10 protein-coding genes are annotated in these 12392 nt (G+C 58.7%); 3 read left to right on the top strand and 7 right to left on the bottom strand.

Translation table 11 applies throughout. The annotated features are described in order from the left end of the window. Positions 1 to 5: 5 nt before the first annotated feature. The 6 genes from glgA to JFT87_RS20135 form a co-directional block, all read right to left on the bottom strand. A complete protein-coding gene (gene glgA, locus JFT87_RS20160; RefSeq protein ID WP_201204066.1) occupies positions 6 to 1586 on the bottom strand; it encodes a glycogen synthase GlgA in 1581 nt (526 codons plus the stop codon). Between the two features lie 696 nt (positions 1587 to 2282). Further along, positions 2283 to 3236, bottom strand: coding sequence for a D-2-hydroxyacid dehydrogenase family protein (locus JFT87_RS20155; protein WP_201204063.1), 954 nt, complete (start codon positions 3234 to 3236; stop codon positions 2283 to 2285). A gap of 13 nt (positions 3237 to 3249) precedes the next feature. Further along, complete coding sequence (locus tag JFT87_RS20150) at positions 3250 to 4296, bottom strand: alpha/beta fold hydrolase (RefSeq protein ID WP_201204061.1); 1047 nt, start codon at positions 4294 to 4296, stop codon at positions 3250 to 3252. An 86-nt stretch (positions 4297 to 4382) separates the two neighbouring features. Continuing rightward, a complete protein-coding gene (locus tag JFT87_RS20145) occupies positions 4383 to 4817 on the bottom strand; it encodes a YqaA family protein (protein ID WP_201204059.1) in 435 nt (144 codons plus the stop codon). Next, complete coding sequence (locus JFT87_RS20140; protein WP_201204057.1) at positions 4817 to 5263, bottom strand: DUF411 domain-containing protein; 447 nt, start codon at positions 5261 to 5263, stop codon at positions 4817 to 4819. The genes JFT87_RS20145 and JFT87_RS20140 overlap by 1 nt, the downstream gene beginning before the upstream one ends. A 258-nt stretch (positions 5264 to 5521) precedes the next feature. Beyond that, positions 5522 to 7513 carry a methyl-accepting chemotaxis protein gene (locus tag JFT87_RS20135; RefSeq protein ID WP_201204055.1) on the bottom strand — a complete coding sequence of 664 codons (1992 nt, stop codon included), beginning with the start codon at positions 7511 to 7513 and terminating at the stop codon, positions 5522 to 5524. Positions 7514 to 7892: 379 nt separating this feature from the next. Between JFT87_RS20135 and JFT87_RS20130 the strand changes: the two genes are divergently transcribed. Together JFT87_RS20130 and JFT87_RS20125 are read left to right on the top strand one after the other, a co-directional pair. Further along, on the top strand, positions 7893 to 8420 hold the full coding sequence (locus JFT87_RS20130; RefSeq protein ID WP_201204053.1) for a hypothetical protein: 528 nt from the start codon (positions 7893 to 7895) through the stop codon (positions 8418 to 8420). Between the two features lie 721 nt (positions 8421 to 9141). Continuing rightward, positions 9142 to 9330, top strand: a complete 189-nt coding sequence (locus JFT87_RS20125; protein WP_059405111.1) for a hypothetical protein — start codon at positions 9142 to 9144, stop codon at positions 9328 to 9330. On the opposite strand, the gene JFT87_RS20120 is transcribed toward JFT87_RS20125, so the two are convergent. Further along, positions 9320 to 9724 carry a fe2+ zn2+ uptake regulation protein gene (locus tag JFT87_RS20120; protein ID WP_201204052.1) on the bottom strand — a complete coding sequence of 135 codons (405 nt, stop codon included), beginning with the start codon at positions 9722 to 9724 and terminating at the stop codon, positions 9320 to 9322. The two genes, JFT87_RS20125 and JFT87_RS20120, sit on opposite strands and share 11 nt — an antisense overlap. A 298-nt stretch (positions 9725 to 10022) precedes the next feature. Here JFT87_RS20120 and pvdQ point away from each other — a divergent pair, with 298 nt between their 5' ends. Continuing rightward, complete coding sequence (gene pvdQ / locus JFT87_RS20115; protein WP_201204051.1) at positions 10023 to 12368, top strand: bifunctional acylase PvdQ; 2346 nt, start codon at positions 10023 to 10025, stop codon at positions 12366 to 12368. The last annotated feature ends 24 nt before the right edge of the window (positions 12369 to 12392 follow it).

Raw genomic sequence — 12392 nt, 5'->3', positions numbered from 1 at the left:
TCGTGTTATTTGTGACCCGATTTACCCAGGGCTTTAGCCACCAATTGTTCGTAGAGTTCGGCGTAGGGTTCGACCGCTTTGCACCAGTTGAACGGCGCAGCCATGGCGCGGCAACGCATGGCGTGCAGCAGGTCGGGGAAGGCGAAGACCTTGAATGCGCGGCCCACAGCTTCGCGGTAACTCTCAACGGTGGATTCGTCGAACAGGAAACCGGTCACGCCGTTTTCGATGGTGTCGGCCAGGCCGCCGGTATTCCGTGCCACCGGCAACGAGCCGAAGCGCTGGGCGTACATCTGGCTCAAACCGCAAGGTTCGTAACGCGAAGGCATCAACAGGAAATCGCTGCCGGCGAACATGCGGCGGGCGTCGGTTTCATTGAAGCCGATGCGCACGCCAACCTGGCCAGGGAAGCGCAGGGCCAGCACCCGCATGGCTTGTTCTTCTTCCGGTTCGCCACGGCCGATGATTGCGATCTGGCCGCCGTTTTCGACAATGAATTCGGCCACGGCTTCGGTAAGGTCCAGACCTTTCTGGTAGACAAGGCGCGATACCACGGCGAACAGCGGACCTTCGGATGCTTCCAGGCCGAACAGCTCGCGCACGTGAGCGGCGTTGACGGCTTTACCGTCCCAGTCGCCGATGGTGAACGGGCAGAACAGGTGCGGGTCGGTGGCGGCGTCCCAGCTCTCGTCGATGCCGTTGGGAATCCCGCTGAGCAGGCCTTGCTGGGTCTTGGCGGCAAGAAAACCGTCGAGGCCGCAGCCGAAGGCAGGCGTAGTGATTTCCTGGGCGTAGGTGGCGCTGACCGTGGTGATGTGGCTCGAATAAGCCATGCCGGCCTTGAGGAACGACATCTTGCCGTAGAACTCCATGCCTTCCTGTTGCAGTGCGTGCATCGGGATGCCCAGTTCCGGGCAAGAGCCGAGGCTGGTGACGCCCTGATAGGCCAGGTTATGGATGGTGAATAGGGTTGGTGTGCGCTGCCCGCGCCAGTGCATATACGCAGGGGCCAGGCCGGCTGGCCAGTCATGGGCGTGCACCAGGTCCGGGCACCAGTGGATTTGCGCGAGGTTGGCGGCGATATCGGCAGCGGCCAGCCCCAGACGGGCGAAACGGATGTGGTTGTCCGGCCAGTCGCGGCCGTTGTTGGCGCCATAAGGCGAGCCTTCGCGCTCGTAGAGTTCGGGGCAGATCAACACGTAGATGACCAGGCCATCAGGCATGTCCATGCGCCCGATCTTGCAGGGCGGCAATGCGGCATGACCGCCGAGTTCACCAATGATGTGGATCGGATTTTCGCTGTGCAGCACTTGCGGATAACCGGGGATCAGCACACGAACGTCGTGCAAATGAGCCATGGCTCGCGGCAGCGCAGCGGAGACGTCACCCAAGCCACCGGTTTTCACCAGGTCGGCGATTTCCGAGGTCACGAACAAGACTTTCTTCTTGTTGGGATTCTGACTGGCGACCGGTACAAGTGCCTTGGGGATGCTGATTGCCTTGCTGCTCGGGGCATTCACGGCGCTCGATTCGCCGACCTGCTGATGAGCACGTTCTCCCTGAATATCTAAAGCCGCACTGATCATATGAATCTCCCGTGTTGTTGATCTAATTCTTGTCTCATTCCCTGCAGGGGCTGGCGCAGACTGCGATCTTTACGTTTGAAAGATCAAAAGATCGCAGCCTTCGGCAGCTCCCACCTGCATATGGCAAGCGCAAACGCGCTACGCATCGGTGAGCAAACGCTGCCAATACGCTAAAGCACAAAGGCTGGAGGGGCTGTTGCAAGGATTGCACCAGTCGGAACGCACCTGTCTCTAAGAGGACTCTTCGCTACAGGTAAAAGTTTCGACTTTTTTTCCGCTTTGTGACCGACCGGTTTCGACCCGCGAAATCAGTCTAGGCCAGAACTTAGAGCGTCACAGGCCAGATGGCAAAATTGTTCGACAATCGGTTTGCCGTTAACGGAAACCTTGGTTTGCTGGGGCAAACGCACCGACGAAGTGCAGGTTTTTTGGGGGAGTGGATCAAAACGGTGACCGGGCGGTCACGTTTTCGTGCTAGCAGGAAGAGCGCTTGCACTGTTGTGGTGCGAACACTTTGTTAAAGGGGTGACCCTTGCCAATGTAGGAGCTGCCGCAGGCTGCGATCCTTAGATCCTGTTTTTAAATCATGATCAAAGGATCGCAGCCTTCGGCAGTGGGTACAGGGAACGTGTTTCTGTAGGAGCAAAGCTTGCTCGCGATGACGGTGGTCGATTCACCCTCGCAATCAGCCAGGACTCAATTCAACAAACGAACAGGGCTACCCGCCGCCCAGGCCTGAACATCCTCGATCATCTGCGAAAAGAACTGCTGGTAATTCTGCCGGCTGACATACCCGACATGCGGTGTGGCCAGCACGTTGTCCAGCGTGCGGAACGGATGCATTTCGGGCAACGGCTCCTGCTCGAACACATCCAGCGCCGCGCCCGCCAGGCGCTTCTTCTGCAGTGCCTTGATCAGTGCCGTTTCATCGACAATCGGCCCGCGTGCGGTGTTGACCAGCAGCGCCGTGGGTTTCATCCAGTCCAGCGCCTGGGCATCAACGATCCCGCGGCTGCGCTCGCTGAGCACCAGGTGTACCGACAGCACATCGGCTTGTTCGAACAGTTCCTGCTTGCTGACGTAGCTCACGCCGGATTCGGCGGCGCGTTCGGCGGTGAGGTTTTCGCTCCAGGCGATTACCCGCATGCCGAAGACCTGACCGAACTGCGCCACGCGTTTGCCGATGCTGCCCAGACCGAGAATCGCCAAGGTCTTGCCGTGCAGGTCGCCGCCCAAGCCTTGCTGCCAAAGACCGGCACGCAGGGCATTGGCTTCGACCATCAGGTTGCGGGTCGCGGCCATGATCAGCGCCCAAGTCAGTTCCGGGGCGGCGTGCTTGTAACTGTCGGTGCCGCTGACCTGAATGCCCAGCGCAGCAGCGGCTTTCAGATCCAGCGCCGCGTTACGCATACCGCCCGTGACCAGCAGCTTGAGGTTGGGCAATCGCTTGAGCAGGTCTTCGTCGAAGCGCGTGCGCTCACGCATCACGCAAATCACCTCGAACGCGCCCAGGCGTTCGACCAGTGCGTCGTTGTCGGCCGGGTAGTCATGGATAAAGCTCACCTCGCCGATGCTGTCCAGCACCGACCAGTCCACCACGCCGCTGGCCACGTCCTGCCAGTCATCGATCACCGCAATCTGCACAGCCATCAGCCTTACCTCATCAACGAACAGGGTTGGTTTTGTTCAGCCAGTCGAGCAGGGCCTGATGAAATTGCGTCGGCTCTTCCATCTGCGGTGCGTGGCCCATGCCCGGGAATTCCACCAGGGTCGAGTGTGGAATCAGTTTTGCCACTTGCTTGCCGAGCACGTCGTAGTGACCGAGCTTCGCCTTGACCTCGGGGGTGGCGATGTCGCTGCCGATGGCCGTGGTGTCGGAGGTGCCGATCAGCAGCAAGGTCGGCATTTTCAGGTCCTTGAACTCGTAGAACACTGGCTGGGTGAAGATCATGTCGTAGATCAGCGCCGAGTTCCACGCCACTTGTTTATGCCCCGGGCCTTTGTTCAGGCCGGCGAGCATGTCGACCCAGCGATCGAACTCCGGCTTCCAGCGCCCGGCGTAATAGGTGTTGCGTTCATAGGTGCGGATCCCGTCGGCGGTGACTTTCAGCTCCCGTTCATACCATTGATCGACGGTGCGATACGGTACGCCGAGGGCTTTCCAGTCTTCCAGGCCGATGGGATTGACCAGCGCCAATTGCTCGACTTGTTCCGGGTATTGCAGCGCATAACGGGTGGCGAGCATGCCGCCGGTGGAGTGCCCGACCAAGGTGGCCTTCTGGATGCCCAGGGCCTTGAGTAGCTTCTGGGTGTTGGTCGCCAGTTGCTGGAATGTGTATTGGTAATTGTCTGGTTTGCTGGAGGTGCAGAAGCCTATCTGGTCCGGGGCGATCACTCGGTAGCCGGCCTCGCTCAGGGCCTTGATCGAACTGTCCCAGGTCGCGCCGCAGAAATTCTTGCCATGCATCAGCACCACACTGCGCCCGTTGGCCTTGCCATGGGCGGCGACGTCCATGTAACCCATTTGCAGGGATTTACCCTGGGACTGGAAGGCAAAATGCTTGACCGTGTAGGGATACTCGAAGCCCTGGAGTTCCGGGCCGTACGCCGGGCCCTCTGCGGGCGCCGCCTCGGTGGCGGCATGAGCGAACAGCGGCAGGGCAGCGCTGAGGAACAGGCCGGGCAGCCAGCGGGAAAGCGTGACGGTCATAAGGGCAAACTCCATGGAAATCGGCCGATGCTGGAACGGCTGGATTAGGGCGACGTTAAACACAGGCAATGTTGCAGGTTGATCGTTCAACCCATCCAGCCGAGTGTTATCAGGGCCAGCACCGCATAACGGGCGCCTTTGGCGAGGCTCACGATCAGCAGGAATCGCCCCAGGGGCTCACGCATGACGCCAGCCACCAGGGTTAGCGGATCACCGATCACAGGCACCCAACTGAGCAGCAACGACCAATGACCGTAGCGCTGATAATGCTTTCGGGCCGTTTCAAGATGCCGGGGGCTGACCGGAAACCAGCGCCGCTCGCGAAAGCGCTCGATGCCACGTCCCAGCCACCAGTTCAGCAATGAGCCGAGGACATTGCCCAGGGTCGCGACCGCCAACAGTGCCCAGATCCAGTAACGATCGCTGATTAACAACCCCACCAGCACCGCTTCGGACTGCAACGGCAGCAGCGTCGCCGCACCGAACGCCGCAAAAAAAAGCCCGATGTACGCGCCGAACATCAATGGGCGGGGTAGTCCGCCACCACCACGTCGGTGCCGGTCTTGGTCAGGCCGATGACTTGATAGGCGTCGCTCATGCCATCCATTTCCATACCGGGCGAGCCCATCGGCATGCCGGGAGCCGCCACACCCAGCAGATCGTCACGCTTGCTCAGGGCCAGCACATGCTCGGCCGGCACATGACCCTCGACGAACTTGCCGTTGATCAGCGCCGTGTGGCAGGACGCTAGGCGTGGCGGCACGCCGTGCTGCTGCTTGAACTCGCTCATGTTGGCTTCGACGTGATCCTCGACCTTGAAGCCGTTGGCTTCGAGGTGGCTGATCCATTTTTTGCAGCAACTACAATTGGCATCACGGTGCACTTCGATGGGGATCAGATCGGCGGCCTGGGCCAGGGAGGAGATAAACAGGGCGCTCAGGGCGATCAAACGCAGATGGGTTCGCATGGGAGGATCTCGACTCGGAGGGCGGTCAAAAAAAGAGGCATTTTGACTACTTTAACCAACAAAGAGGGGCGAGAGTGTTTCGAAGTAATGCAGGATGGTGTGATGTACGAGGCTTTCTGTGGCGAGGGAGCTTGCTCCCGTTCGGCGGCGCAGCCGTCGCAAGATCTGAGTGCAGGATCTGTCTGAAGAGGGGCCGCTTCGCAGCCCAGCGGGAGCAAGCTCCCTCGCCACAGGGAGCTTCGTCAGTCAGCTAAAGGGTTAACGAACCTTGAACCGCCCCATGATCGCGCTCACCCGGCTATTCGCTTCCAGCAACTGCTGAGTGTTGAGTTCACTGGCATGACCGCTTTTAACCAACTCATCAACCATATGGCGGATCTGTACCATGCTGCGGTTGATCTCTTCGGTCACGGCGCTTTGCTGCTCGGCGGCGGTCGCAATCTGGGTGCTCAGGCTGTTGATATGGCTGACGGAGCCGGCCATTTCATCCAGGCCGGAGTTGACCCGCGCTGTGGCATCCGCAGCGGATTGGCAGCTGGCCTGGGTGTTTTCCATGGCCGCCACCGAAGAGCTCACGCCTTGGGTCAGGCGTTTGAGCATTTCGTTGATTTCCGAGGTGCTGGCCTGGGTCCGGGCGGCGAGGGCGCGGACTTCATCGGCCACCACCGCAAAGCCCCGGCCCTGTTCACCGGCGCGTGCCGCTTCAATTGCCGCGTTGAGCGCCAACAGGTTGGTTTGCCCGGCAATCGCGCCGATCACCCCGAGAATCTCGGTAATCCGTTGTGCGTCCTGCTGCATGTTTTCAACTTTGTGGGTGGCGCTGGCCACTTCATCAATCAGCGCCACGACACTGCTGGAAGCTTCGCCGACCACAACCCGCGAGCGATCCGCGTGTTCGCTGGCGCGCTGGGTGAAAGCAGCAGTTTCAGCAGCGTTCTGCGCAACACTGTCGGCGGTGGAGCTCATTTCGGTGATGGCAGTAACGGTCTGATCGGTTTCCGAGGCGTGACGCACCAGAATCTGACTGGTGTGCGCGGAAGTGCGTTGCAGGTTGTCCAGACCCGAAGCCATGGCGCCGGTGGCTTGGGTGACTTCGCCAATCATGTTCTGCAAGTAGATGATGAAGGCGTTGACCGAGTGGCCGATGGCGCCCAGTTCATCCTCGGCACGGATGGTGATGCGCTTTGTCAGGTCGGCATCGCCGGCAGACAGTGCATCGATGTTGGCCTTGAGGATTTTCATGCGATGAATCAGTTGGCGAATCGCGTAGATCTGCAGCAGAACCAACAGAATCACCATCGGAATCTGCAACAGGCTCAAGGTGTTCAATACATCGTCACGTTGAGCGGTGATCAGCTTGGTCGGCAGGGCAGTCGCGAGGAACCACGGCGTGCCTTCGATCGGGCGCATGAAGAAGGTGCTGGCTTCGCCGTTGTTGTCGAATTCGACCCGCTGCGCCTGGTCACGGTTTTGCAGGCCCGCCTTGACCTGGCTGGCGAACGGCGAGTTGCCGGCCAGTTCGCTGATGTTCTTCAGCACGACCGGCCCGCTGATGCGTGAGCTGTTGCTGATGATTTTGCCGTCGGCTTCGACGATCAGCATTTCGGCACCGAGGTCTTTTTCCTTGCGTGCGATCAGATCGTTGAAGAAGCCCAGGGTCACGTCGATGGTCGACACACCGTAGGCCACGCCATTTTTCTGAATGGCCATCGCGCAGTTGGTGCGCGGCTCGGCACTGGCGTCATCCTTATAGGCGGCAGCCCACGCGCACTGACCGCGCGGGGTTTGCATGCCGCCCTTGTACCAGCTCTGGTCGTAGTAGTTGGGCGCGGCGTCGCTGTTCCAGAAGGTGTTGACGGCCAGTTTGCCGGAGCTGTCACGGTGCCAGAAGGTGCTGAACTTGTTGCGTCCCGCTTCACGTTGGCCGGGCAAAGGCCAGATCCCGCCACCAAACACTTTCAGCTCGCCGTACTGGTCCACCAAACCGGGCAGCACCGTATCAATGGCGGCGCTGTCGAGCAGGGGTATGGTCTGGGTGATGCTGCGTTGCTGGGCTTGCACCTTGTTCAGTTCGCCCTGGATTTGCTCGGCAACTTCTGCAATGCGGTTGAGGGCGACCTGTTCTTCGGTATGGCGCAGTTTCGGCGCGACCAACTGGCTGATACCCACCACCGTGAGTACCGAAAGCAGCAGGATGAACAGGACCAGAAACAGCGTGTAGCGAGCCTGAATGGTACGGAATGCGGGCATGGGACCGGTCCTTGTGCTGCGTTTTTATTAGGGGCGGGGGATAAAACAGTGCGGGTATCCCTAACGTATCGTCGCCGTTGAAAGAAGCTTTAGGTACTGGCGTACTAAAAATACGCGTACCGACGATTGGTCAGTATCGGGTCTGATACAGGTAGCCTCTCGGGCTCGTCCGTTAGAGCAAACGGTCTATTGAAAGATTTTCGATCAAGGGCGTACAGACCAGCATTTATGGGCGTTTGTCTGTTTGTATCGAGAATGTACAAGAATTGTAAAAAAGTGCACCAAAAGGGTTGGTGCTATCAGTTGGCCGGTAGATACTCCGCGCTATTCACGTTGTTCAACAAGGACATTCAATGCACATTTCACAGGGAGTCCGCGCATGACTATCGGCATTGTCGGCCAATGGCAAAGCAAGGCAGGGGTTCTGGTGCGCGACACTGGCGCGAAAAAGCAGGTTGCGCAAAGTGTCAAGGTGCAGCAGATGCTCACCAAGGTCGGCACCGATCCCAACGCCATCAATACCGCCGAAATGGACAAGCAAGGCCTGCGCAAGAACATCAAGGGCTTTGATCCTACGAACGTCTCGGTAAAACAGATGGGCAACCTCAGCGCCATGTTGCGCAGCCGAGGGCTGATCTCCGAGATCACGTCTTTCACGCTGATGAATGCCGGCGACAAATTCGACCGTTTCGGCGTAACCAAAGACGTTGATGTTAAATTCAACGCACTGGAGTATTTCGCGACTCAGCTCGATGCGATCCAGAACAATGGCCTCAATGGCAACGCTTACGGGAAAGCCCTGATCCCTGAGTACAAAAAAGCCATCTACGTCCTGCAGAACCTCAAGACGTACGGTGAAGGCAACGCGGCGAAACCGGTCGACCAAGGCGTCAAAGCCAAGGCTTGAGACTTCAATGTGGCCCGCTCGACATTGAGCGGGCCGTTGTCGAATGACGGCACTGCGTTCAATCGCGCGATGGCGGTGTCTCGATCAAGTGATTGGCAAGTTCCTGTTGGGCCTGATCGTGCAATTGCTGCATGTGCGGGCAGGCTAACGCCAGCTCGCGCAACCGGTAACCGCGGTGAAACAGCGCCAGCCATCCCCCCTTTACCTTCCATGGGTGCCAGCCCGCAGTCTTTCAGCAGCATGTCATAACGATTAGCGTGTTTTTCCAGCTGAACGGCTACGCCATGTTGATTGGATCCGACGTTCGTTGTCGGTGGACGTCGGAAAAAACAATGCCCGCTAGGAGCGGGCATCTTTGAAGTGGTTCGGCTGTCAATTTCCCTGCGCGCATTATCGGTAGGCGGGCAGGGCGAACAATCCTGTTCTAACGATGTTGATAATAACCAGGACCGCCCTGGTAATAACGATGGTGATCGTCGTGCCAGCCTCCGTGGGGGAAAATGATACAGCCGCTCAGGGAAAGTAGAGCGATCAGGGGAATCAGCAGTGTGATTCGACGGAGCATTTCAAAATCCTCATGGTTATCGCCGCGATGAAGCCAAAACACTTCATCGTCTGTAACATGAGACTTCGTTTGCTGCCGTTCATCCCCGTACAAAGGTAGGCGCTTGGCATGCAAGCGGATACAAACCGGATACATTTCAAGGTTCAGGAACCCGCAATGACCCAATCGCAACGTTTGAAATACTCGATTCTGATCTCCCTGGTGGTCCTGGGGATCATGTTCGGCCTTTCGTATCTGCAAAATACAGGGGTCATCAGCGAGAAGCTGTTTCAGTACATCGCCATTGGCGTGGCAGTGATCGTGGTGGTGGTAAATGGCGTGATGCGCCGCAAGGTCAAGCCTTAAGCGACGCACCCGAGGCGGGTTCACCGCAGAGAATGGCAATGGCCTGCGGATGCAGGCTGTAGCTTTTGTCCGGATTGAGCGTGATCACGCCCTCAATGCACAAGCGCTTCAATACCTCCCGCACACTCAGGAAGGACAGGGGAATATCCAGGTCCAGCAAATGTGTGTGTACGCCGCGCACGCCCAGGCTGCGCTCGCTTTCTGCGGCGCTCAGCAAGGCGTCGATGACTTTCAGGCGAATCAGGCTGGTTCTCAGGCCAAAGCTCTTGAGCAGCACTCTGATTCGTTCGTTTGCGTGGCGATCAGTCCTGTGTTCGAACATTCCGGGGCCAGGATTCATGGCAATACCCTTTGACGCACGGCTACCGTCCGTTGGCAGATGCGAGTTGTACATGCAAAAAACTCCTTATCAGAGCCTGATCAGGAAAGGTTTTTTTGCGTTCTCTAAACAAGACGTATCAGCTCGGCAAATCATGAAAGAAAAAATGTAGAAAATTCGTCGCTGTTTCGTCTTTTCTGCGTTTTCAGGGCTCCGGATTGCCATTCAACGGGTTAAATTTTTTCTTCCGGCTTCGTTTTCAGGACAGGCTCATTGCGCGTGGACGCGTGGGCGTTTCCAGAGCGGATCCGCTGCCGTCCTATTCGCGTGGCAACGTCTGGTCCGCTCTTCGGTATTTCGATCAGGAGCGAACGTGATTATTTCCAGGCAGTTAACCGGACTGACCCTTGCCGGTATGTTTCTCGGACTGAGTCTGTCGGCCCATGCATTCAGTCCAGCCACTGAAGCCCGTGCCGATATTCGCCGCACCAGTTTCGGTGTGCCGCACATTCGCGCCGAAAACGAGCGCGGGCTCGGCTACGGTATCGGCTACGCCTACGCTCAGGACAACCTGTGCCTGATGGCCAACGAGATCGTCACCGTCAACGGCGAACGATCACGGTATTTCGGCCCGGATCAATTCACGCTTGAAGAGCGCGCCAACCTGGCCAGCGACCTGTTTTTCAACTGGCTGAACACACCGCAGGCCGTAGCTGGTTTCTGGCAGGCGCAAACCCCTGAAGTACGCGATCTCATCGATGGTTATGTGGCGGGCTACAACCGCTCGCTGGCCGAGCGTCAGGCCCAGGGTTTGCCAGCGCAATGCCAAGGTGACTGGGTGCGCCCGATTGCGGCCCAGGATCTGGTGAAGCTCACGCGTCGCTTGTTGGTCGAAGGCGGCGTCGGGCAGTTTGCCGAAGCCCTGGCCGGCGCCACACCACCAGCGGCCGTCGCTCACGTGGCGAACGCTGCGCAGGCATTTCAACTGGCCGACACGCATCAGCAGCGATTTGCACTGGATCGCGGCAGTAACGCGGTGGCGATCGGCAGTGAGCGCTCGTTCAACGGTCGCGGCATGTTGTTGGCCAACCCGCATTTCCCCTGGGTGGGCGGAATGCGCTTTTACCAGATGCACCTGACCATTCCCGGCAAGCTGGATGTGATGGGCGCTGCGCTGCCCGGTCTGCCGATGATCAACATTGGTTTCAACCAGCACCTGGCCTGGACGCACACCGTCGATGCGTCCAAGCATTTCACCTTGTATCGCCTGCAACTGGACCCCAAGGATTCGACCCGTTACCTGCTGGACGGCAAGTCCCTGCCACTGGATCAACAGACCCTGACGGTGAACGTGAAACAGCCGGATGGCCAGATCAAGCCGATGTCCCACGTGATCTACAGTTCGGTATTTGGCCCAGTCGTGCAATGGCCCGGCAAGCTCGATTGGGATAACCAGTTCGCCTACAGCCTGCGCGATGCCAACCTGGATAATGACCGCGTCTTGCAGCAGTGGTATGCGATGAACCGCGCTACCAGCCTCAAGGATTTGCAGGCGTCGGTGCACAAGATTCAGGGCATTCCGTGGGTCAACACTCTGGCGGCGGACGATCAGGGACAGACGCTTTACATGAACCTGTCGGTGGTGCCGAACGTCAATGCCGACAAACTGGCCAAGTGCAGCGATCCGCGCGCCGGGTTGAAGATGATCGTGCTCGACGGCTCCAACAGCACCTGCGCCTGGGACATCGATCCGAACGCCGCGCAAAAGGGTATTTATGCGGCAGACAAATTGCCGCAACTGTTGCGCAAAGACTTTGTGCAGCATTCCAACGATTCCGCCTGGCTGGCCAACCCGGCGCAGCCATTGACCGGCTTCTCGCCATTGATCAGCCAGGACAGTCAGCCGTTGGGGCTGCGCTCGCGCTTCGCGCTGGATCGCCTGGGTTCACTGGCCAAGGCCGGGCCGGTGGCCGCTGCGGATTTGCAGCGAATGGTCATGGATGATCAGGTGTATCAGGCGGCGCAAGTCATGCCGGACCTGTTGCAGTTCTGCAGTGCCGACCTGGGCGCCGATGCGGCGATCCTCGCACCGTTATGTGCCAGTTTGAAGGCGTGGGATGGCCGGGCAAATCTGGACAGCGGCGTGGGCCTGGTGCATTTCCAGAATGTCATGGAGGCGTTGCAGCAAACGCCCGACATCTGGCGCGTCGCCTTCGACCCGAAAGACGCGCAGCACACCCCTCGCGGGTTGGCGTTCGAGCGGGCAGAAGTGGCCAAAGCCATACGCGAAGCGATGCACGCATCGTTGGAACTGACCAACAAGATGGGGCTCAAGCCCGACAGCCGCTGGGGCGATATTCAAGTGGTCAGCAGCGGCGGGCAGCAGACACCGATCCACGGTGGGCCCGGCACGCTGGGCGTTTATAACGCCATTCAAAGCGTGCCGCGCGAGGATGGCAAGCTTGAGGTGGTGGGTGGCACCAGCTATCTGCAAGTCGTGACGTTCGATGAAAAGGGGCCACACGCGCAGGGACTGCTGGCATTCTCGCTGTCCAGTGATCCGGCGTCGAAATACTCACGGGACCAGACCGAGGCATTTTCGAAGAAGCAGTGGAGTGTGCTGCCGTTTACTGAACAGCAGATCCAGGCCGACCCGCAGTATCAAGTGCAAACAGTCGGTGATTCGCTAGACAAGAGCGGGAAAGTGGCAGCGCAATAATTAGATTGCTTTCTACGCAAGACC

Origin of the sequence: Pseudomonas sp. TH15, from assembly GCF_016651105.1 — a bacterium.
Lineage (GTDB): Bacteria > Pseudomonadota > Gammaproteobacteria > Pseudomonadales > Pseudomonadaceae > Aquipseudomonas.
The sequence above is the reverse complement of the archived record's forward strand: the minus strand, read 5'-3'. Positions and strand labels throughout refer to the sequence as shown.